General features: G+C 65.5%; 19 protein-coding genes. 9 read left to right on the top strand and 10 right to left on the bottom strand.

From position 1 onward, the window contains the following. Positions 1-5: 5 nt before the first annotated feature. Both NO362_RS10225 and NO362_RS10230 read left to right on the top strand, forming a co-directional pair. A complete protein-coding gene (locus tag NO362_RS10225) occupies positions 6-434 on the top strand; it encodes a DCC1-like thiol-disulfide oxidoreductase family protein (protein ID WP_256545152.1) in 429 nt (142 codons plus the stop codon). Between the two features lie 3 nt (positions 435-437). After that, complete coding sequence (locus NO362_RS10230; protein WP_256545153.1) at positions 438-1043, top strand: GIY-YIG nuclease family protein; 606 nt, start codon at positions 438-440, stop codon at positions 1041-1043. Positions 1044-1534: 491 nt separating this feature from the next. On the opposite strand, the gene NO362_RS10235 is transcribed toward NO362_RS10230, so the two are convergent. Beyond that, positions 1535-2539 (bottom strand): PLP-dependent cysteine synthase family protein, encoded by a 1005-nt coding sequence (locus NO362_RS10235; protein WP_256545154.1) that lies wholly within the window; start codon positions 2537-2539, stop codon positions 1535-1537. Between the two features lie 141 nt (positions 2540-2680). On the opposite strand from NO362_RS10235, the gene NO362_RS10240 reads away from it, so the two are divergent. Beyond that, on the top strand, positions 2681-3085 hold the full coding sequence (locus tag NO362_RS10240) for a thioredoxin family protein (protein WP_256545155.1): 405 nt from the start codon (positions 2681-2683) through the stop codon (positions 3083-3085). Between the two features lie 59 nt (positions 3086-3144). Here the strand turns inward: NO362_RS10240 and NO362_RS10245 are convergent, their stop codons facing one another. Both NO362_RS10245 and NO362_RS10250 read right to left on the bottom strand, forming a co-directional pair. After that, a complete protein-coding gene (locus NO362_RS10245; protein ID WP_256545156.1) occupies positions 3145-5346 on the bottom strand; it encodes an MASE3 domain-containing protein in 2202 nt (733 codons plus the stop codon). Positions 5347-5497: 151 nt separating this feature from the next. Beyond that, a complete protein-coding gene (locus tag NO362_RS10250) occupies positions 5498-7801 on the bottom strand; it encodes a thioredoxin domain-containing protein (RefSeq protein ID WP_256545157.1) in 2304 nt (767 codons plus the stop codon). A 167-nt stretch (positions 7802-7968) separates the two neighbouring features. On the opposite strand from NO362_RS10250, the gene purD reads away from it, so the two are divergent. Both purD and NO362_RS10260 read left to right on the top strand, forming a co-directional pair. Further along, entirely contained in the window at positions 7969-9267 is a 1299-nt protein-coding gene (gene purD, locus NO362_RS10255; protein ID WP_256545158.1) for a phosphoribosylamine--glycine ligase, read from the top strand. 115 nt (positions 9268-9382) lie between these two features. Then, the gene (locus NO362_RS10260; protein WP_256545159.1) at positions 9383-10003 is read left to right on the top strand and encodes an acyltransferase; all 621 of its coding nucleotides are present in this window, start codon (positions 9383-9385) and stop codon (positions 10001-10003) included. Positions 10004-10047: 44 nt separating this feature from the next. Here the strand turns inward: NO362_RS10260 and NO362_RS10265 are convergent, their stop codons facing one another. From NO362_RS10265 to NO362_RS10280, 4 genes are all read right to left on the bottom strand, one after another. Then, the gene (locus NO362_RS10265) at positions 10048-10872 is read right to left on the bottom strand and encodes a mechanosensitive ion channel domain-containing protein (protein WP_256545160.1); all 825 of its coding nucleotides are present in this window, start codon (positions 10870-10872) and stop codon (positions 10048-10050) included. Further along, positions 10872-11687, bottom strand: coding sequence for a diadenylate cyclase (gene dacZ / locus NO362_RS10270; RefSeq protein ID WP_256289780.1), 816 nt, complete (start codon positions 11685-11687; stop codon positions 10872-10874). The genes NO362_RS10265 and dacZ overlap by 1 nt, the downstream gene beginning before the upstream one ends. Before the next feature lie 132 nt (positions 11688-11819). Further along, entirely contained in the window at positions 11820-13286 is a 1467-nt protein-coding gene (proS, locus tag NO362_RS10275; RefSeq protein WP_256545161.1) for a proline--tRNA ligase, read from the bottom strand. A gap of 173 nt (positions 13287-13459) precedes the next feature. Next, a complete protein-coding gene (locus NO362_RS10280) occupies positions 13460-13951 on the bottom strand; it encodes a DUF7984 family protein (protein ID WP_256545162.1) in 492 nt (163 codons plus the stop codon). 264 nt (positions 13952-14215) lie between these two features. Here NO362_RS10280 and NO362_RS10285 point away from each other — a divergent pair, with 264 nt between their 5' ends. The 3 genes from NO362_RS10285 to NO362_RS10295 all read left to right on the top strand — a co-directional run bounded on the left by NO362_RS10285 (position 14216) and on the right by NO362_RS10295 (position 17209). Beyond that, positions 14216-16135 carry a beta-CASP ribonuclease aCPSF1 gene (locus NO362_RS10285; RefSeq protein ID WP_256545163.1) on the top strand — a complete coding sequence of 640 codons (1920 nt, stop codon included), beginning with the start codon at positions 14216-14218 and terminating at the stop codon, positions 16133-16135. A gap of 71 nt (positions 16136-16206) precedes the next feature. Next, positions 16207-16593: a methylglyoxal synthase gene (locus NO362_RS10290; RefSeq protein ID WP_256545164.1), complete on the top strand. Its 387-nt coding sequence runs from the start codon at positions 16207-16209 to the stop codon at positions 16591-16593. A gap of 115 nt (positions 16594-16708) precedes the next feature. Next, the gene (locus NO362_RS10295) at positions 16709-17209 is read left to right on the top strand and encodes a DUF7332 family protein (protein ID WP_256545165.1); all 501 of its coding nucleotides are present in this window, start codon (positions 16709-16711) and stop codon (positions 17207-17209) included. A gap of 51 nt (positions 17210-17260) precedes the next feature. On the opposite strand, the gene NO362_RS10300 is transcribed toward NO362_RS10295, so the two are convergent. Both NO362_RS10300 and NO362_RS10305 read right to left on the bottom strand, forming a co-directional pair. Continuing rightward, on the bottom strand, positions 17261-18067 hold the full coding sequence (locus tag NO362_RS10300) for an endonuclease III domain-containing protein (protein WP_256545166.1): 807 nt from the start codon (positions 18065-18067) through the stop codon (positions 17261-17263). A gap of 83 nt (positions 18068-18150) precedes the next feature. After that, on the bottom strand, positions 18151-18597 hold the full coding sequence (locus NO362_RS10305; RefSeq protein ID WP_256545167.1) for a DUF371 domain-containing protein: 447 nt from the start codon (positions 18595-18597) through the stop codon (positions 18151-18153). A gap of 330 nt (positions 18598-18927) precedes the next feature. Here NO362_RS10305 and NO362_RS10310 point away from each other — a divergent pair, with 330 nt between their 5' ends. Next, a complete protein-coding gene (locus tag NO362_RS10310; protein ID WP_121570625.1) occupies positions 18928-19851 on the top strand; it encodes a coiled-coil protein in 924 nt (307 codons plus the stop codon). Positions 19852-20007: 156 nt separating this feature from the next. Here the strand turns inward: NO362_RS10310 and NO362_RS10315 are convergent, their stop codons facing one another. Continuing rightward, on the bottom strand, positions 20008-20757 hold the full coding sequence (locus NO362_RS10315) for an SDR family oxidoreductase (RefSeq protein WP_369335088.1): 750 nt from the start codon (positions 20755-20757) through the stop codon (positions 20008-20010). Positions 20758-20920: the final 163 nt, after the last annotated feature.

The following is a 20920-nucleotide window of genomic DNA, read 5'->3' on the forward strand; positions in this document are numbered from 1 at the left end:
CGGGTATGCGCGAGTACGACGCGGTACTCATCTACGACGGGGAGTGTCCCTACTGCTCGATCGCCGCGCGAGCGCTCCAGCGCCTCGACGACGTCGGCGCGATCTCGTGGTACGACAAGGCGGCTCAGACATTCCTCGACGCCCAGTTCGGGGAGGAGCCGTTCGCGATGTTCCTCGTCGACCGTCGCCGAAAACGCGTCTACGCCGGCCGCTCTGCGGCCGAGGAGCTGGCGGAGCGAGCCGGGACGCCCGGCATCGTCGGCTCGCTCGTCCGCGACAACTACGACCGGATCGCCAAGGTCGTCGGGGCTGCGAGCGGGCGCGGACGCGACCCCGACGACTACCACGAGATCTACCCGCTCGACGACGACGCCGAAGCGCTGTTCGATGGGCTCGTCGAAGCGGCTGAGCCGGAACCGGAGGCACTCGCCTGAGCGATGCCCGGCGAGGATTCCAGTGCCGTGTCGACAGCAGCGCCGGCAGACTGCGTCGTCGTCGATCCTGACGCCATCGCCGGGGGCGAAGACGCGCTCGGCATCTGGGCTGGCGATGCACCGCCGGGGACGTACGCACTCGTATTCGAACTCAGTACTGCGGCGACGATCTCGGTGGGGGCTCTCGGGACGACGACGTTCCCGGCGGGAGCGTACGCCTACGTCGGCAGCGCGTTCGGTTCGAACGGCCTGGGACGCGTCGACCGCCACCGCCGCGTCGCTGCCGGCGACCACGACGTCACACACTGGCACGTCGATTACCTGGGTGGCCATCCCGGAGTCTCGCTGGACAGCGTCGTCGCCGCGCCCGACGCAGACGCCGAATGCCGCCTCGCACGGGAGTTACTGCCGATGGCGGACGCCGATCAGAAATCACCCGACGGCAGTCCGACGAAATCGCGAGGGTCGGATGCGAGCCGGGAACTCGCGTCGTCACCGATCGAGGGATTTGGCGCGTCCGACTGCGACTGTCGAGCACACCTCGTTTCCGGACCGGACGCAGAGACGCTTCGCTCGGCAGTGCTAGAAGCGCTTCGAACGGTGCTGTGAGAAGACGGTAGTACGGACACGCCGCGCCGGTCCGGGCAAGGCCGGCGCGGACGGTCGGCCGTTGACTCGGCCGTCGGTTCCGATCGAACGTCGTCGACCGGGCTAGTACCGTAGCCGAACCGTCGGCTAATTGCCGGTTGTCAGAGGCACCCCGGCACTAAGACAATTCTCCGTCCTGATACTTATATCCTCTTACCGATCTTGAGGGAGTTCAGGGGAAGACGCAACAGTTCTGTTGTCCTGGCTTATAAATACGGCAGAGAGTATTCACTCGGAGTCCAGTATTAGCGAGACATCGTCGGCGACGTAGCCGTGATATCACGTCGCCGTCCTTCGATTTCTCGGATTTGATATCTCGAAATGGAGCAGCGATGCTCGCCGAAAGGATTCGGCTGCCGACGCCTTCGCTGTGTAGCGGCCGACCGTACCGTCGGACAGCAGTTCGTGAGTTACGTTGGCACCTTCTGGGTGCTGGTCCGACAGTATCCGAACTACTCCGCGTCGAACATTCCCGTCGACATATACCGCTCGCCGCTGTCCCAGAACACCGTGATCACGAGCGGGCAGTCGTCGGCGTCCGTCTCGTCTGCGGTGTCGTGTTCGGCGGGAGTGGGTGCGCCCGGATCCTCGATGACGTATCCCGGTTCCGGGTCCGTGCAGTTCGCGTCGGGGTCAGCGATGCGCTCGGCGACGCGCTTGGCGGCGAGGTTCGAGGCCCCGGACGACTGCCCGATGAGGATGCCCTCCTCGCGGGCGAGGCGGCGACACTCGGCCTCCGCGTCGTCGATCGTGACGGTCTCGACGTCGTCGAGGAGATCCGTGTCGAGATTCGGGCTGACGAAGCCCGGACCCATCCCCTGGAAGTCGTCGATGCCCGGTTCGCCGCCGGAGAGGACGGCGTTGTCGGCAGGCTCGACCGCGACGATCTCCATCTCGGGGAACTCCTCGCGGAGTCGCCGCCCGATGCCGGTGATCGTGCCGCCGGTACCGACGCCCGCGACGAGGGCGTCGACGGTGCGGTCGCCGATCTGTTCGAGGATCTCCTCGCCCGTGGTCAGGTAGTGCGCCCGCGGGTTCGCGGGGTTCTCGAACTGTCGAAGCTGGACCATTCCTGCCTCGGCTTCCAGTTCGTCCGCACGGTCCTTCGCCGTGGAGATGTCACCGTCGACGAGTTCGATGTCGGCCCCGTAGGCCTTCATAATCTGGCGGCGCTCGGGCGACTTCGATCCGGGCATCACGACCGTGAGGTCGTAGCCTTTCGCCGCGGCGACGACCGCGAGGCCGATCCCCGTATTCCCGCTCGTCGGTTCGACCAGCGCGTCGCCGGGCGTGATCTCACCCTCGCGCTCGGCGCGCTCGACCATCGCGAGCGCGGGGCGGTCCTTCGCCGAGCCGCCGGGGTTCTTCGATTCGATCTTCGCTGCGACCGTCGCCCCCTCGGGCGAGTCGACGCGGACCAGCGGCGAGCCGATGGTCTCCAGCACGTTCCCGTTCATCACGCCGTCCTTCGTCGGTCGGGCACAAGACGGTGACGACGTTGGCCACGCAGTGCCGGTATCACAGACTGACGGGGGTCCAGGTCGTTGTGACCGACAGCCATCGCGAACTTTACCCGCTCGGCTGTCGTAACGCCGCGTATGTCAGAAGCCGATTCGGAACCCGAGACGGCCTCGGGAACGCTCGAAACGATGCAGCCGAACCCCGCGTGGAACGCCGACGCCCACGAGGACGCGGTCGAGGCACTCGCCGCTGACGACCTCGTCTTCCGCGTCTGGGGTGGCGACTGGTGCGGGGACTGCCGGGGCCAACTCCCGGACTTCGCCGCCGCGCTCGACGCCGCCGGCGTCCCCGAGGAGCGCGTCCATCACTACCCGGTCGAGAAGGAGGACGACGGGAGCAAGACCGGCCCGCTCGTCGAGGAGTACGGCATCGAACTGATCCCGACGGTCGTCGTCGAACGCGACGGCGAGGAAGTCGCACGGTACGTCGAAAACGAGGCGGTCCCGATCGCGATGTATCTCGCAGAGCGACTGCAAGCGTAGCGCTACTCTCTCCGGTCTCTCATCCGCACCCACGTCTCACTTGACGGACAGTGGACCGCTCAATTAGCAGGCAGTCGAATCGTCACGACGCTGCCGCGTGGCTCGTTCTCCTCGAAGGTCAACACGCCGTCGGACTGCTGGACGACCAGGTTGACCAGCCAGAGGCCGATGCCGCTGCCGTGATACAGCGGGCCGATCTCTTTGTCTTTGCGCAGCACGTCCCGTTCCATCTCGGGGATGCCAGGACCGTCGTCTGCGACCCGGATCTCGATCGTCTCCTCGCCGCACTGGACGGTGACGTCGACTCTCGGATCGGAGTGGTCCGTGTGGACGAGCGCGTTCTCGATCAGTTCCTCGACCGCCCGTGAGATCGACGGGAGCGTCCGGACCGTGCATTCGTCGGGGGCGGTCAGCGACACGTCGCCGTCGGAGTACTGCTCTCGGATGTTCGAGACGACCGCCTCGACCACCGTCGACAGACCGACGCTCTTGCGGGGCTGCGGCTCGGAGAGCAGATTCGTCACCTCGCGCTGCTTGCTCACGTTCTCGATGATGCGGTCGCTGGCGTCGATGATCTCTTGTGCGTTCTCGGTGGCATCGCCCGACCCAGTGTGCTGGATGACGTCCGCGTACCCCTGGATGATGTTCATATCGTTCCGGAGGTTGTGCCGGAGCGTCCGATCGAGTATCTGCAACTGCTGGATGCGGTTCTCCCGCTCGGAGACGTCTCGAATGAGGCTTATGACCCCGACCACGTCGTCGTCCGCGTTTCGGAGGTAGAAGACGGTCGTCTCGCCGGGGAAGACCTGTCCAGACTTCTTCTCGTAGTCGACCGTCTGGGAGAACCGCCGCTCGTCGGCGTGGTCGCCGATCGCTCGGCCCATCTGCTCGAACTCCGCGTCGTCCTCGTAGAGGACCTTCACTGACTTGCCGGCGACGTCCGAGAGGTCGTATCCGAACAGGCTGGTGAACTCCGAGTTCGCGTTGGTGATCCGGCGGTCGGTGTCGGCGACGACGATCGCATCGCGGATGCTGTCGAACAGCAACTCGTAGCGCTGCAGGAGTTCCTGTTCCTGTTTCTTGCGCTCGGAGATGTCCTTGTGGACGCCCACGAAGTGCTCGATCTCGCCGGCGTCGTCGGTGATCGGGGCGATCGTCTGATTGACGACGAACTGCTCGCCGTTCTTTCGCTCGTCGACGATTTCGCTCTCCCAGACGTTGCCGGAGAGCACCGTCGCCCACATCTCCTCGTAGAACGTTTCCTCGTGTTCGTCAGATTTCAGTATCCGCGGATTCTCGTCGAGCAGTTCGTCTTCCGTATAGCCCGTCATCGCCTCGTACGCCGGGTTGACGTACTGGATCGTTCCCGTTCGATCCGTGATGACGACGGCGTGCCCCGAGTGCTCGACTGCCTGCTCGAACTTTCGGGCCTCGTCCTCGCGCCGCGCCAACTCCCGGTAGAGGGTCTTCTGTGGCTCCGTGATCCCGGTTTTGACGACCGAGAGGTAGACCAGATAGAACGACCCGAACTTGAGGAAGTGCCCGACGGCGTTCGAGATGCCGTAGACGTCGATGTAGGCGGTGAACGCCAGTTCCGAGACGGCACCGAGCACGATTGCGGCGGCCAGCAGTTTGTAGACGGGCGATTCGAACCGGTCTCGCTGCCGGCGCAACAGGAACAGCGAAGACGTCAGGAGGCCGATGATGATGTACTCGCTGAGGATTTTGAAATCGGTGAGACCGCGCCCGGCCACGTAGGCTCGCGGGAACAGATCGAAGACGAACATCGAACCGAGGCCCAGCGCGACGACTGTCGCGTAGCCGCCGACGAGTGCCGAGAGGAGCCCGTCGCTCCACTCCCGCAACGGCGGATGCTTGTACTTGGAGACGACGCCGAGCGCTCCGGCGCCGACGAGCGTCGCACTTTCGAGATAGCGCGCGAAGATCCACAGTTGTGTCGGGAGGTCGGCCCCGGCCTCGGGGAAGACGCCCATCCCCTTGTACGCGAGCGTATGTAGCAGATCGACACCGCCGACGAACAGGTAGCCCACGCCGAGGATGGCGAAGAACTGATTGCCGAGTTCGTCGCGTGCGCTCCAGACGACGGTGAAGACGGCGAACGCGACGGTGATACTGAAGAGTTCGACGATGCTGTGAAAGAGCAGGTAGTTCTGCGTCTGGACGAGATACAGGACGACGACGCCGACGAATCCCAGGAGAAGATGGCGGGCGAGACTGGACAGTCGAGTGCCACCTTCCATTGGTTGCCCACTTTCGTCATAGAACGAAACTCTTACTACTTCGCTGTCGGCGGAAATCGCGCTCCGTTTCGTCGTCTTGTTCGCCGTTCTCGCCGTTCTCGCCGTTCTCGCCGTTCCCGCCGTTCCCGCCGTTCTCCCCGTTTCCGCTGCTCTACTCCTCGCTCCCGACGTCGAGTCCGTCGACGTCGTCGAGCGAGAGGTCGTCGGTCTCCAGAGTATCCATCTCGGGATCGCCACCGACCTCGCTCTCGAACCACTCGAGTGCCTCCGATAGCGAGTGTGTCGGCGGCGAGCAGGTGCGACCCTCACAGACGTACACCGTCGGCTCGTCGTCGCGCTGCTCGCGGCCCTTCCAGACCGGTGGCGCGTCGTCGACGCCGAGCACGTCGAGCCACGCGGCGAGGCCGTCGTCCGTCGGCGGACGGGGGGAGACGACGGCGTCCGGGAGATACGTCGAGGCGAGCGACGTTCGGAAGGCGTCGGGCAGGCCGACCGCTCCACGAGCTGCGGTCCCGGCCGCCGCGTCGCTCCCATCCGTCGACGCGTCAGCGGCGATCACCACTTCGGTCCCGCCGCGGGCGCGCTTCTCCGCCGCGAGCGCCAGCGAGACGTGTTCGAGCGGCCGTCCGCGGACGCGGTTCGCGTGGGTATCGAGCACTGCGTCGGCGACGTCTGCGAAGCCCTCCTCGGGCGCGAAGGCGTCCAGATCGAGCAGTAGCGACGCTGCCACGCCGGCACTCGACGGCGTCGACTGATCCTGTAGCTCCTGGGGGCGCGTGACGAGCGACTCCCCGTCCGCGGGTGTCAGATACAGCGTCTCGGCGTCGGCGTCGTAGAACTCCGCGACGACGACTCGGGCCAGATCGAGCGCGAACGCGAGGTGGTCGATGTCGCCGGTCGTCTGATACACCTCGAACGCGCCGCGCGCGAGGAAGGCGTAGTCGTCGAGATAGCCCGTTCCCTTGACGTCGCCGTCCTTGTAGCGCCGGGCGAGTCGCTGCTCGTCGGCGTCCCACAGGTGCTCGCGCACGAACGAGAGCGCGTCGGCCGCGAGGTCCGTGTAGGTGTCGTCGCCGAGGACGAGACCCCCGCGGGCGAGACTGGAGATCGCGAGGCCGTTCCACGACGCGAGGATCTTCTCGTCGCGCGCGGGCCGCACGCGCTCTTCGCGCGCCTCGAACAGCGCCTCGCGGGCCTCGTCGAGTCGGTCGACGATCTCCGATTCCGAGCAGTCGTACCGCTCGGCGAGGTCGGGAATCGACGCTGCGATGGTGAGCACCGTCGACCCCTCGAAGTTCCCTCCGTCGGTCACGCCGAAGCGATCGCACGCGATCTCGGCCGTGCGCTCGTCGTCGATGGCGGCCGCGACTTCCTCGGGCGTCCAGACGTAGAACTTCCCTTCGTCACCTTCGCTGCGGGCGTCGAGCGTGCTGTAGAACCCGCCGTCGTCGTGTCGGAACTCCCGATCGAGGAACGCGAACGTCTCGCGAGCGATCGTCGCGTACGTCTCGCGGCCGGTGAGTTGGTACGCCGCGAGGTAGACCCGCGGCAGTTCGGCGTTGTCGTACAGCATCTTCTCGAAGTGCGGGACGGTCCACTCCCGATCGGTCGCGTAGCGGTGGAAGCCGCCGCCGACGTGGTCGTAGAGGCCACCGGCGGCCATCGCGTCCAGCGTTCCGGTCGCGGCCGACAGTGCCTCCTCAGTTCCCGACCGGACGTAGGAGCGCAAGAGCGCCTCGACCCGACCCGGTTGCGGAAACTTCGGTCCGCCGGAGCCGAAGCCACCGTACTCCTCGTCCGTCGCCCGGAGTGCCGCTTTCGCGACGTTGCCGAGCACGTCCGCGCCGAGCGTGTCGTCGGCGTCGTCGCTCGCGGCCCCGGGGCCGCCGGCCGGCGCCTCGCCTGTCGATCCGCTCGCCGATGTCGTCTCAAGGCGGTCACGCAAGGCGTCGGTCCACTGGTCGGCGCGGTTCTCGATCTCCTCGCGGTCGGTCTCCCAGGACGCGGCGAAGGACTCACAGATGTCGAGGAAGCCGGGGGCGTTGCCGCGGCGCTGGTCCTCCCGCTTCGGGAAGTAGGTCCCGACGTAGAACGGCTTGCCCTCGGGCGTGAGCCAGACCGACAGCGGCCAGCCGCCCCCGCCGGCGACGAGCTGGCAGATGGTCTGATAGATCCGGTCGAGGTCGGGGCGCTCCTCGCGGTCGACCTTGATCGGCACGAACGACTCGTTGAGCACGGACGCGACCTCCTCGTCCTCGAAGCTCTCTTCGGCCATCACGTGACACCAGTGGCACGACGAGTAGCCGATCGAGAGGAAGATCGGCCGATCGGTCGCCTTCGCGGCCGCGAGCGCGGCGTCGTCCCACGGCTGCCAGTTGACCGGGTTGTCGGCGTGCTGGCGGAGATACGGGCTCTCCTCCTCGTCGAGTCGGTTCCGGACTAGGGGATCGTCCATACGGACCGTACGACGCTGCGGTGCAAAAACAGTGTGACGTGTCGTGGTCGCTGTCGCGTCGGTTGCGGTGGCGAGAGCGCCTTCACTCCCGACGAACTGCACGAACGTGCATATACGAATACCGAAAAAGAGCAACCTTTACACTCCCGTGTGTATGTGCTCCGGGTATGTCTGACTCGGAGACGGTGCTTCTCGTCGGTGGCGGCGGACGCGAACACGCGATCGCCCGCGCGCTGACTGACGACCCGGCGTGCGACCTCTACGCGTGTGCGAGCAACCGCAACCCCGGTATCACGGCGCTCGCCGAGGGCTTCGAGACCATCGCTGAGACGGCCGCCGAGGAGGTCGTCGCCTACGCGACCGACGTCGGTGCCGACCTCGCGATCATCGGCCCCGAATCGGCGCTGGAAGCCGGCGTCGCCGACGCGCTCGACGAGGCCGGCGTCTACACCTTCGGCCCCGACGCCGACGCCGCCCGCATCGAGACCGACAAGGCGTTCCAGCGGGAGTTTATGCAGTCCGAGTCGATCCCGGGCTGTCCCGACTTCGCCGTCTTCGACGATATGGACGCCGCCTGCGACTACATCGACGACTACGACGGCGACCTCGCGGTCAAGCCCGCGGGCCTCACCGGCGGCAAGGGCGTGAAGGTCATCGGCGACCAGGTGACCGCCGAAGAAGCGAAAACGTACCTCCGCGAGAACGACTACGAGCAGGTCGTCCTCGAAGAGCGCCTCGTCGGCGAGGAGTTCACCGTGCAGGCGTTCGTCGCGAACGGCGACGTCCGGCCGACGCCCGCCGTGCAGGACCACAAGCGCGCCTACGAGGGCGACGAGGGACCGAACACCGGCGGGATGGGAAGCTACAGCGACGCCGGCCCCGAACTGCCGTTTATGACCGCCGCGGACTACGCCGACGCGGTCGAGATTCTGGAGGCGACCGTCGACGCGCTGCCGGACTACACAGGCGTCCTCTACGGGCAGTTTATGCTCGGCGCCGACGGTCCGAAAGTCGTCGAGTTCAACGCGCGCTTCGGCGACCCGGAGGCGACGAACACGCTTCCCGTCCTCGACACCTCGTTCCTCGACGTACTGACCGCGGCCCGCGACGGTGAGCCGCTCCCGCAGCTCGAATTTGCCGGCAAGGCGACGGTCTGTAAGTACGCCGTTCCCGAGGGCTACCCGACCGACCCCAAGAGCGGCGCGAAGATCACCGTCGACGAGGACAGCGTCGGCGACGCGCTCCTGTTCTACGCCAGCGTCGACGAGCGCGAGGACGGCCTCTACACCACGACCTCCCGCTCGTTCGCCGTCGTCGGCGTCGCCGACTCCATCGAAGAAGCCGAAAAACAGGCCGAAGACGCCCTCGCTGCTGCGGGCGACGGCCTCCGCGTGCGCCACGACGTCGGGAAACCTGACCTCGTCCAGCGCCGGATCGACCATATGACCGAACTGCGCGGCGAGTAACGACGGGGGAGCGTCGCGAGAAACGCCCGCTGGCGATTGCGAGACGCGCTCGCCAACTATTTCGAGACGCGCCCGACGAGCGAACCTTTTGGTCACTGCCCGAGAAGAAGCGATCGTGAGCGACGACGCCGACTCTCCAGACGACGCGGACGACCCCGCAGCCGACGACGGTCGCAGACACGGCCGCGTGCAGCGACATCCGACGCCGGGACCGCTCAATTCGCTGCAGTACTGGACGGACGCGAAGCCGGTCTGGCGCGTCGCCCTCAACTACGTCCTCGTGTGGATCGCCCGGATCGCTCCTTCCCTTCGGGTCCGCAACTGGGCGCTCCGTCGCCTCGGCGTAACCGTCGGGAGGGGCGTCTCCTGGGGGCTGGAGGCGACGCCGGACGTGTTCTGGCCCGAACTGATCACGCTCGGCGATCACGTCGTCGTCGGCTACGACTCGGTGATCCTCTGTCACGAGTTCTTACAGGACGAGTACCGGACCGGCGAGGTCGTCGTCGGCGACCGCGCGATGATCGGTGCGAAAGCGGTGATCCTCCCGGGCGTGCGGATTGGTGCGGGCGCACAGGTCGCGGCGAACTCCCTCGTGACGCGGGACGTCCCGCCGAACGCGACTGTTGCGGGCGTCCCGGCGCGACCGATGGGAGAGAGTGAGAGTGCAGACGACGAAGCAGACAGCGACGAGCACGAAAACGGCGACGAGCGCGGCACCGACGGAAGCGACGAGTGACGAGCGCAGCACAGACGACGGAAGCGCCCTAACAGACGGCGGAGCTACTCCCGAATGCGAACGACGCCCTTCTCGAACACCGTGCTGTTGGGCACGATGAACTCCTCGCCGTTGTTCTCGACGTGTGTGACGAACAGATTCACTTCCTGGACGATGCCGCGCGCGTCGCCGATCTGGACCTCGTCACCGATCGCGTACGGTTGGTTCAACAGGAGATACGACCCCGCGGCCCCGGACTTGAGCAGATCCGAGAGTGCGATGCCGCCGAGTAGTACGAGCGCGAAGAGGTACGCGGCCAGGAGCACGACGAGCGCGAGCGTGGCGACGCCGAGTTGCGACAGCGCGATCAGGACGGCCACGTAGAACACGGAGAACTTCGCGAGGCGGGGGAAGACGCCGATCTGCGGGAGTTTGATTCCGGTGAGTCGCTCGCCGACGACGAGTTGGACCTTGTCGCCGACGACGACGCCGACGATGAGGATGATGACCGCGAAGAAGAGTTGGGGGAGGAACTGTACTGTGCGACTCCAGAAACTGGCTGCGACGGTGACGTTGCCCACCGAAAGCACCGCCAGGAAGGTGATGCCGAGGACGAAGAACCGGACGAGCGTGCCGAGTACTTCGACAGTAGAGGTGTCGAACTCACGCGCCGTCCGCTCGAAGGCTGTGCCCTCGATCGCCTCGGGGACGCCGAACCGCACGAGCGCGCGCGTCGTCAGCGTGCCGAGCACGGCGGCAGCGATCAGGCCGACCACGACGACGAGTAGCGCGGCCCAGACCGCACGCGGGATGGCGTCGAAGATGTCGAGGAACTGCCCGGGGTCGAACTGCAACACAGTGTGTGCCGACAGTAGGGCCTCCCCCGTCATCAGTACTCCTCCGGATCGATCTCCAGGATGATCTGCCCGCCCTTGAACGCCCGGACGAGGCCGTCGGACTCAGACAGCACGATGGCCGTCGCGTTCGTGTCGCGGGTGATCGCCGCGCCGGCCATATGGCGCGCACCGAGCCCTTTCGGGATGTCGACCCCTTCGGCCGCCGGTTCGAGGTAGCGATACGCGCTGACGATCTTCCCCGAATCGGAGATGACGAACGCGCCGTCCAGGCGGGAGAACTCCTTGAGCATCACGTTCACGATGGGGTCGCCGACGTGGACGTGGGACTTCTCGAAGGGGTTGTAGCTGAGCGGGCGGGACTTGTTCATCACCTTGCCGGCGTCGCCGACGACGAACAGCGCGCCGACCGGCTTGCCCTTCTGTCCCTTCTTGCCGAGTTCGATCGCGACCTCGAAGACGTCGCGGATGACGCTCGGATCCGCCCGCGAGTTCGCGAACAGGTCGTAAATGCCAGAGCGCATCGACTCGTCGATGCGGACCCGAACGAGGCCGTCGGCGTCGCCGTCGAAGATCCGGACGCTGCACGCGACGACGTCGCCCTCCTCGACGAGTTCCTGTTCGAGCGCGCCCTCGACGCCGAATCTGATCCGATCGCTGACGTTGTCGAACTCCAGCGGCAGTTCGACGTACGTCTCGGCCTCGACGGCGTTCTCGGGCGCGATGACGACCAGTTCCTCGTCGATATCGGCGTCTGCGAACCGCTCGTAGTGGGAACTGCTCGGCGAGAAGAGAAACACGCTCTCGACGTCCGACACGAGATCGCCCAGGATGTCCGATAACGCCGACATTGCTACCGCTATTCTCCGGGCGCTGTAAAGCGTTGTGGGACGTTCTCGAAGGTGATAGCCGTCAGACGGACAGCTGACGAGGGACGATTAATAAAAGAATGACTGACAGATCCGGGCGAAGTCGCGTACGCGTCAGTACGACTTCGCGAAGTACGCGGTCTCGACGGCGTCGTCGCCGCAGATGGCGCAGTCTTCGTCGTGGTGGATCTCCGCGTCAGGATCGTCGAGCGGAACCATCACGATCTCGGCGGCGATCGGCTCTTTGATCTCGGCTTCACACTCCTCATCGCCGCACCACGGCGCCTTGACGTAGCCGCCGTGCTGGCCGAGCGTGCCCAGGATCTCCGCGCGGTCTGTGGCCTCGCGGACGTTCTCTTCGAGGTTCTCCTCGGCGGCGGCGTACAGTTTCGCGTACACCTCGTCGAAGTGGGACTCGACAGTTTCGACGATGTCGTCTCTGTCTTCTTCGGTCGACTCGCCGTCGGGCCGGTGGACCAGCGTGACCGTCCCGTCGTCGGCCTCGTTGGGGCCGATCTCCATCCGGACGGGGACGCCTTTCAGCTCCCACTCGTTGAACTTGAAGCCGGGGTTGCGCTCGTCGCGGTCGTCGAGTTCGACGCGGACGCCGGCGGCTTCGAGATCCGCGGCGATGTCTTCGGCGTATTCGAGGACGTCCTCCTTCGTGTCGGCCTGCCAGATCGGAACGATGACGATCTGCTCGGGCGCGATCGCGGGCGGCAGAACGAGCCCCTGATCGTCCGAGTGCGTCATAATGAGCGCGCCGAGCGCCCGCCAGGAGAGCCCCCACGAGGTCGTGTGCGCGATCTGAGTCTCCTCGTCCTCGTCGGTGTAGGTGATGTCGAACGCCTCCGCGAACGAGGTGCCGAGGTAGTGGGAGGTCGCTCCCTGGACGGACTTGCCGTCCGGCATCAGCGCTTCGACCGTCGTCGTCGTGTCCGCGCCGGGGAACTTGTCGTGTTCGGGCTTCGCGCCGCGGAGGACGGGCATCGCGAGCAGATCCTCGTAGGTCTCCTCGTACTGATCGAGGCGGCGCGTCGTCTCCGCCCAGGCGTCTTCGCGGGTCGCGTGCGCGGTGTGGCCCTCCTGCCAGAGGAACTCTTTCGTCCGGAAGAACGGCTTCGTCTCCGTCGCTTCCCAGCGAACGACCGACGCCCACTGATTCACACGCAGCGGCAGGTCGCGGTGGCTGCGGACCCACTGGGAGATGTAGGGCGTGATGATCGATTCGGAGGTCGGGCGGACCGCGAGCGGCTCTTCGAGTTCCTGATTGCCGGCGCGCTCGACCCACGCGACCTCGGGGTCGAAGCCTTCGACGATGTCTTTCTCCCGTTCGAGGTAGCTCTCGGGGATGAAAAGCGGGAAGTAGGCGTTCTGGACGCCGGTGTCTTTGAACAGGCCGTCGAGGTGGCCCTGGATGCGCTCCCAGAGTTCGTACGCGCGGGGGCGCGTGACGATGAATCCGCTCATCCCCTCGGGCGCGTAGTTCGCGAGGCCGGCCTTCTGGACGACTTCGGCGTACCACTCGCCGGTGTTGTATTCTTTCGACTCGGTGATGCCGAGTTCCTGGTCGTCGCTCATTACGTATTTCGAGCCTCAGGGCGGTCTTAAATCCCCTGATAGGACGGCTGGGACTGCGTTATCGGGGTTCGGCGGGGCGCCGAAGACGCGGGAAACGTCGCACGGCTCACTCCGGGACGCCCAGCGCCGACACCCGACGCGCGGACACGCCACGTGCCGACGGGCGGGCACCCTCATTCGAACCGGTCGGGGTCGACCGCGAAGGGGCTCTCGGTCTCCTGCCAGCTCCACCCCGGGAGTCGCGTCTGGAACCCCGCGGCGAGCGCCGCGTCGAGGTCGTCGATACCGGCTCCACCGTCCGAGTGCGTCAGCACGTCCGCGTAGTGGAACGTCGCCTGCGCGAGCAGTGACAGTGGCGCGCCGCCGGCAATCGTCGCGGCGAGTTCACGCCCGAGCACCTCGTCGACGACGAAGCCGGGGTAGTCGCCCGCGACATCCAACTCGCGGAGGAGGCCGACGTAGGCGGCGACGTTGACGGCGACGTCGCCGTCGGCGAAGACGCGTTTGACCTCCTCGCGGTACCGTTCCGTCTCGACTGTGTCGACGGTCACGTCGAACTCGTTGGCGAGTCGCTGCCGCGTCTCGTTGATGATCGGCACCACCTCGTCGCTTCTGTCTAGGACCCACGCGGCTTCGGTCGCGACGCGGTCGGGAGTAACGTCCATACCCGCCACGAAGACCCCTCAGGGTTTCGACTTTGCGAAGGCTTTTATACGCCGGCCGAAGTATTCTGGATTAAGCGGGTTCTCCCTGCCTCTTCGCAGCTAGAACCGCAGAGATTGCCGTTCACAACGTCGTCCTATGCTCTCTCACGCGACATCGTCGCATCCCCGCATCGACGGAGTGTTCGCACTGCCGGTTCCGCTTCAGGAGAAGGGTACCCCGATCAATCGTCCGTCCGTGACGATCCCGACGGAACGCTCTCAGTTATGAGTTCAGTAGATACGCAACTCGAGGAGTTGAAAGCAGAGATCACAGCGGAACTGCCGGCCGACATCTCGGTGTCGGACGTCACCTACGAGGGTCCGGAGCTGGTCATCTACACGCGCGATCCGAAGCGGTTCGCCCAGAACGGTGACCTCGTCCGTGACCTCGCCGGCAAACTCCGCAAGCGCATCACCGTTCGCCCCGATCCGGCGGCGCTCTCGCCGCCCGATCAGGCCCGCGACCGGATCCTCGAGGTCATCCCCGAGGAAGCCGGCGTCACCGACCTCGACTTCCACGAGGATACTGGGGAGGTCGTCATCGAAGCCGAAAAGCCCGGGATGGTCATCGGCCGCCACGGCGCGACGCTGCGCGAAATCACCCAGGAGGTCGGCTGGACCCCCGAGGTCGTTCGGACGCCGCCGATCGAGTCCTCGACGGTGTCGAACGTCCGAAACTTCCTCAAACAGGAGCGCGACGACCGCCGACAGATCCTCGAACGCGTCGGCCGACAGATCCACCGCGAGGAGCTCGCAGACGAACAGTGGGTCCGCATCACGACGCTCGGTTGCTGCCGCGAGGTCGGCCGCGCCTCGTTCATTCTCTCGACGGCCGAGACGCGCATCCTCATCGACTGCGGTGACAAGCCCGGCTCCGACGACGTCCCGTATCTGCAGGTGCCCGAGGCGCTCGGTGCGGGCGCGAACTCGCTCGACGCGGTCGTGCTGACGCACGCCCACCTCGACCACTCGGCGCTCGTCCCGCTCCTGTATAAGTACGGCTACGACGGGCCGATCTACACGACCGAGCCGACTCGGGATCTGATGGGCCTGCTCCAACTGGACTACCTCGATGTCGCCGCCAAGGAGGGCCGAACGCCGCCCTACGAGTCCGAGATGGTCCGCGAGGCGATCAAACACACCATCCCGATCGAGTACGGCGACGTCACCGACATCGCACCGGACGTGAAACTCACGTTCCACAACGCCGGGCACATCCTCGGCTCTGCGGTCTCGCACTTCCACATCGGCGACGGCCTCTACAACGTCGCGTTCTCCGGCGACATCCACTACGAGGACACCCGCCTGTTCAACGGCGCCGTCAACGACTTCCCCCGCGTGGAGACGCTCGTGTTGGAGTCGACCTACGGCGGCCGCGACGACTACCAGACCGACCAGGAAGATTCCGAACGCGAACTGCTCGACGTCATCAACGAGACGTACGACCGCGGCGGCAAGGTCGTCATCCCGGCGTTCGCCGTCGGGCGCTCTCAGGAGTTGATGCTCGTCCTCGAAGAGGCGATGCGGACCGGCAAGATCCCGAGTATGCCCGTCCACCTCGACGGGATGATCTGGGAGGCGACCGCGATCCACACGACCTACCCCGAGTACCTCCGCGACGACCTCCGGGACCGGATCTTCCACGAGGACGAGAACCCCTTCCTCGCCGACGAGTTCAACCACATCGACGGCGGCGACGACGAGCGCCAGGACGTCGCCGACGGCGATCAGGCGATCATCCTCTCCACCTCGGGGATGGTCACCGGCGGCCCGATTATGTCCTGGCTCAAGCACATCGGCCCCGACCCGGACTCCCGCCTCGTCTTCGTCGGCTACCAGGCGCAAGGGACGCTCGGCCGCCGTATCCAGAACGGCTGGGACGAGATTCCGATCGGCGGCGACCGCGTCGGGCGCTCGGAGACGCTGAAACTGGAAATGGACGTCGAGACGGTCGACGGCTTCTCTGGGCACGCCGACCGACAGGGCCTCGAAAACTTCGTGAAGACGATGAACCCCCGTCCCGAGAAGATCCTCTGTGTCCACGGCGACGAGCGCTCCGTCCAGGACCTCTCGTCGGGACTGTACCACGACTACCACCTGCGGACGTTCGCGCCGAAGAACCTCGAAACGTTCCGATTCCTGTAGGCCCCACAGCGCTTTTCGCGTCGATTCGACCCCGTGCGAATCTTATTATCACCTGCCCGCGGAACGGTCGTATGCGCCTCGCGCTGATCGCTCACGACGAGAAGAAGCCAGACATCATCTCCTTCGCTCGAAGCCGGCTCGACGACCTCGAACGGTTCGACCTGATCGCCACGGGCACCACGGGCAAACGCCTCCGAGAGGCGACGGGGCTCGACATCGAGCGGAAGCAGTCCGGGCCGCTCGGCGGCGATATGCAGATCGGCGCGGAGATCGCCGACGAGAACTGCGACGGTGTCGTCTTCCTTCGTGACCCGCTGACTGCACAGCCACACGAGCCAGACATCACCGCACTCTTGCGGATCTGCGACGTGCACGAGATCCCACTGGCGACGAACCTCGCGAGCGCTGACGCCGTCCTCGACGAACTCGTCCGCGCTCTGGATGGCGAGTCGTCGTAGGCGACCTGCCCTCCCGATTTTCGGGGTCCAGTCCGCGGCTGTCACTCAACTGTAGAATCTCAACGCTGAGAACTGCGCCCCGAGACTTAATCCCGAGAGCGATCAAGCGTTCGCTATGCCTCTTTCCCGAACGCCCGACCCGTTCTCTGTCCGGTCGTTTGCACTCTTTGCGACGTTCCTCGTCGTCGGTTCACTCCTGGTCGCGACGGCACCTGTCGCAGCACAATCGAGCGGCGGCGATGGTTCCACTGCGGGCGGTACCGACACGAACGAGCGCCGCTGCTTCCCGGATGGCGGTCACGACCTCACGATCGGCGACGGCAACCCGCACATCAACGTGACTGTTCACACGTCGCTGTTCACGAATCCCGCGCCGCCGAGCGCGCTCGGACTGGCGGCCGAGGGCGTCGCGGTCGGCTCGGAGATCATCGAACTCAGAACCGGCGTCGTCTTCGAGGGCGATCCGGAGACTGTCTCGGCGAGCGGCGTCTGGGACTCGTTCGTGATCCTCTTCGACTACCGTTTCTCGCTGCCGATGTTCTCTGATTCGATCGACGATTCCACGTACGAACCGAGCGACGGCCCGGTTTCGGGCGTCGATACGCGCGACTGTTGAACCGGCCACGGACTGCTCGGATCTCCGTTTCAGTCTCCGTCCCCGTCTCCACTATTCGCCGCCGGCGGCTGCGGGATCGACGACCGACTCGGCGACTTCGTCGACGCCGACCCGGTCACAGAGATCGTACAGCGGACACGCCTCGGGACCGTCCAGACAGGCTGGCTTGCGTGCGCTGCAGTACTCGCGGCCGAACTGGATCATCGCGGTGTGTCCGAAGCCGCACTTTTCGGGCGGCACGTCGGCCTCGAGACGTTCCCTGACGGTTTCGTGGTCGGCGTCGGCCGGGGCCAGCCCCATCCGCCGCGCGATTCGGTGGACGTGAGTGTCGACGGGGAAAACGCCGTCGCGCCCGCCCGCGAACAGGAGCACGCAGTCGGCGGTCTTCGGACCGACGCCGTGGATGTCCAACAGTGACTCGCGCACGTCGCTCGGCCGTTCCTCCCGGACGAACGCGTCGAAGCCGCCCGCGCCGCCGTACTCCTCGCAGATGCGCTCTGCCGCGCCGATGATCATCTCCGACTTTTGATTGTACAGCCCGGCCGAGGAGATGGTCTCGGCGAGCTGGGATTGTTCTGCCTTGGCGAGCGCGGCCGCGAGGTCGCTGTCGTCGCCCCCGTAGCGTTCCATCAGCGCGTCGTGGGCGGGTTGGCTCGCGACGTCGCTCGTGTTCTGTGAGAGAATCGTCCGGACGAGCGACTCGAAGGCGTCCTTTCCCCCGTAGGTCTTCTGCCAGTAGCGCCGACCGAGTTCGTCGACGACTGCCTCCGCGCGCGTGCCGGCCTCGCCGGTCTCGAACACTGCGGCCGCGCTCCCGTCTGCGCCGCCGCTGATGTTCTCCTGCGGTTCCTCGGGCATACTCCGAGGTTCGGCGGCGCGTGAAAAAAGTCGTCGGCCGATCCCCCGTCGGGAACCGTCCACGACGACTCGGTACAGCGACGTCAGTCCTGATCGCGTTCGACGACGAGTTCGAATCGGACGTCTGCCCCCGCCGCGAGCGCGTCGACGAGTTCTCGATCGAAGTCTGCGGCGGCGGCGTCGGCGCCGACGAGAATCGTCCGGTCGTCGACGTAGTCGCTCGTGCGCCCGACGTGACTCCGCTCGTTCTCGAAGACGAGGTCCGGGTGCCCGCGTCCCTCCACAGTTTCCGCGTAGGTGTCGCCCTCGTCGGTCGTCACCGTGAGTGTGGCTATAATCGTTGCCTCGGGATCGCGGCAGGCCTCGACGAAAGCGTCGTCGAAGTCGGCCGGGACGCGGTCCGCCTCGACGGCGAGGATGCAGTCGCCGGCGGGAGTGAGCCAGTCGTCGCTGGTCACCTCGAACGTACTGCTGTGCTCGGCTGTCACGTTCTCGTGTCCGCGTGCGTGGACGACTTCTCGCTCTCGCATACGCGGCCTTCGGCGACCCCTCCGTAAGTCTCGCTCGGTCGGCGACTCGCCGCGCACTGTGTGACACAGTACCACCTTGATTTATATACTCATACTGGGTACTGGGAACGACTCACACGGCGCACAGACGGGGTGTGACAGGCGTTTTCAGCCGTCGCGACCACCGGCAGATTTATATGTAGTAGACGACAAGAAGTAGATACCAGAACGCCTCCGGCGTTCCGGCGGCACAGCACGCAGAATGATCGGGAATTCTTATCCACGGTCGGCAGCGCTCGAAGAGCGGCCGCCACGGTCCGGAGCGGTGATGGTATCGAGGTTTGATTACGCATGGTGACGCAGCAAGACGTTCTTCAGGACTACGACGTACAGGAACTCAAAGATTCGGACAATATCGAGCTTACAGACGACAAGCTCGAAAACGGCTCCAAAGGTCAGCTCATCAAGGTCGCTGGCCAGCTCCGAGACCGACGAAACGAGCTCAACCAGATGGCCTCCGAGCGCGCATCCAAGCGCGACGACCTGAACGCGAAGACGCGTGAGAAGGTCGACGAGGCTCAGGAACACCGCGAGAAGCGCGACGAGCTCAACGAGCAGGTCCAAGAGCACAAAGAAAGCCGCAACGAGCTCAACGCGAAGGCCAACGAGCTGTTCGACAAGGTCGAGCAGATGAAAGAGGACCTCGAGCTCGACGACGGCAAGGACATCGAGGAGCTCGAAGACGAGATCGAGCAGCTCGAATTCCGCCAGCAGACCGAGGTGCTCTCGACCGAAGACGAGCGCGAACTCATCGAGAAGATCGAGGACAAGCGCGAGGAGCTCCGCCAGAAGAAGGAGAAGGTCGAGGACAGCGGTGAACTCGAAGAGCTCATCGAAGAGGCCGAAGAGGTCCGCTCGGAAGCCTCCCAGCACCACCAGAAGGTGACAGAGCTCGCCGACAAGGCCCAGGAACATCACAACCAGATGATCGAGGCCTACCGCGAGGCCGACGACATCCGTGACGAGGCCGACGCGATGCACGAGCTGTTCGTCGAAGCCCAGGAGTCCGCCGACAAGCACCACGAGGACTTCGTCCGCGTCCAAAAGCGCCTCCGCGAGCTCGACAAGCAGGAAGAGCAGGAGCGCGAGGACGAGCGTGCCGAGGAGCGCGAGGCCGCCAAGGAAGAAGCCGAGGAGATCTACCAGAAGTTCAAGGAAGGCGAGACCCTCGACACCGAGGACCTGATGAAGCTCCAGAAGACGGGGCTGCTCTAAACGCCGGCGACCCCCGGACCCGACCGGTTCGGAATTCTTCGATCTATGCCGCGGTTTTCGTTTTCACCTTTTCGACGGGCCCCGTGAGCGCGACGTGTCTCGATCGGCGCCGACACACTCTGAGACGACCTGCCGTCGCTCTGTCTCCCGAGGCCTTCAGCCCAGTTCCATGTCTTCGAGTTTGTCTTTTCTGTACAGATCCAGTTCGGCCACAGTGTTCCGATTCGACTGACTCAGCGCATAGATCACCGCGTCCGCGACGTCCCCTGGCTCCGTGACCTCCCCTTCCTCGAACGCGTCCTCGAAGGCGGTCCCCTCTTGGCTGTTGAAGTTGGTGCGAACCTCGGATGGATTGATCACCGTCACGCCGATGTCCTCGTCGCCGATCTGTGCGGAGAGCGATAGGGCGAACCCCCGCGTCCACCACTTCGAGGCCGCGTACACGGGCGACGTTCCGCGCGGGTATTTCCCGGCGATGCTCCCCGTGAACACGATGGTGCCGCTGCTCTCTCGCAGGTGGGGGATCGCTGCGCGCGCGGTGTAGAACATCCCATCGCAGTTCACACCCATCATCGTTTTGTAGTGGTCAGTCGGCATCGACTCGACGTCCCCACTCAGCGCGAGGCCGGCGTTGCTCACGACCGCGTCGAGGCGACCGAACTCGTCGACGACCGCCTGTATCATCGCCTCTACCTGTGACTCCTCGGTCACGTCGGTCGGGATCGCGATCGCCTCCGCTTCAGTCTCGGTCTCGATGTCGTCGACGATACGCTGCAGTTCGTCTTCCGATCGGGACGCCAGCGCGACGCTGTGTCCGTTCTCGGCGAGCGCACTCGCCGTTGCCCGCCCGATTCCTGAACTAGCACCAGTCACCAGCGTGACCTTCTCGCCCATCTGTTGTCTCACCAGCACAGACAGACGCACCCACCCCTGAAAAAGGGTGACGTGGGCGGTCGCCGAACGCAGTTCGCGCGGCGACGACGTGCAAACGCTCCGCTCGTGCCCCACGCACGTTCACTTCTGCTCGGCTGACCGGGAGTAATTTAACTGAGTGATACCTTCTCACGAC

The sequence above is a fragment of the Halobellus inordinatus genome (genome assembly GCF_024498335.1).
Taxonomy (GTDB): Archaea; Halobacteriota; Halobacteria; order Halobacteriales; family Haloferacaceae; genus Haloquadratum; species Haloquadratum inordinatus.

Coding starts and splice junctions, on each gene's coding strand:
- NO362_RS10225 (WP_256545152.1), top strand. CDS start 6: ATGCGCGAGTACGACGCGGTACTCATCTACGACGGGGAGTGTCCCTAC.
- NO362_RS10230 (WP_256545153.1), top strand. CDS start 438: ATGCCCGGCGAGGATTCCAGTGCCGTGTCGACAGCAGCGCCGGCAGAC.
- NO362_RS10235 (WP_256545154.1), bottom strand. CDS start 2,539: ATGAACGGGAACGTGCTGGAGACCATCGGCTCGCCGCTGGTCCGCGTC.
- NO362_RS10240 (WP_256545155.1), top strand. CDS start 2,681: ATGTCAGAAGCCGATTCGGAACCCGAGACGGCCTCGGGAACGCTCGAA.
- NO362_RS10245 (WP_256545156.1), bottom strand. CDS start 5,346: ATGGAAGGTGGCACTCGACTGTCCAGTCTCGCCCGCCATCTTCTCCTG.
- NO362_RS10250 (WP_256545157.1), bottom strand. CDS start 7,801: ATGGACGATCCCCTAGTCCGGAACCGACTCGACGAGGAGGAGAGCCCG.
- purD (WP_256545158.1), top strand. CDS start 7,969: ATGTCTGACTCGGAGACGGTGCTTCTCGTCGGTGGCGGCGGACGCGAA.
- NO362_RS10265 (WP_256545160.1), bottom strand. CDS start 10,872: ATGACGGGGGAGGCCCTACTGTCGGCACACACTGTGTTGCAGTTCGAC.
- dacZ (WP_256289780.1), bottom strand. CDS start 11,687: ATGTCGGCGTTATCGGACATCCTGGGCGATCTCGTGTCGGACGTCGAG.
- proS (WP_256545161.1), bottom strand. CDS start 13,286: ATGAGCGACGACCAGGAACTCGGCATCACCGAGTCGAAAGAATACAAC.
- NO362_RS10280 (WP_256545162.1), bottom strand. CDS start 13,951: ATGGACGTTACTCCCGACCGCGTCGCGACCGAAGCCGCGTGGGTCCTA.
- NO362_RS10285 (WP_256545163.1), top strand. CDS start 14,216: ATGAGTTCAGTAGATACGCAACTCGAGGAGTTGAAAGCAGAGATCACA.
- NO362_RS10290 (WP_256545164.1), top strand. CDS start 16,207: ATGCGCCTCGCGCTGATCGCTCACGACGAGAAGAAGCCAGACATCATC.
- NO362_RS10295 (WP_256545165.1), top strand. CDS start 16,709: ATGCCTCTTTCCCGAACGCCCGACCCGTTCTCTGTCCGGTCGTTTGCA.
- NO362_RS10300 (WP_256545166.1), bottom strand. CDS start 18,067: ATGCCCGAGGAACCGCAGGAGAACATCAGCGGCGGCGCAGACGGGAGC.
- NO362_RS10305 (WP_256545167.1), bottom strand. CDS start 18,597: ATGCGAGAGCGAGAAGTCGTCCACGCACGCGGACACGAGAACGTGACA.
- NO362_RS10310 (WP_121570625.1), top strand. CDS start 18,928: ATGGTGACGCAGCAAGACGTTCTTCAGGACTACGACGTACAGGAACTC.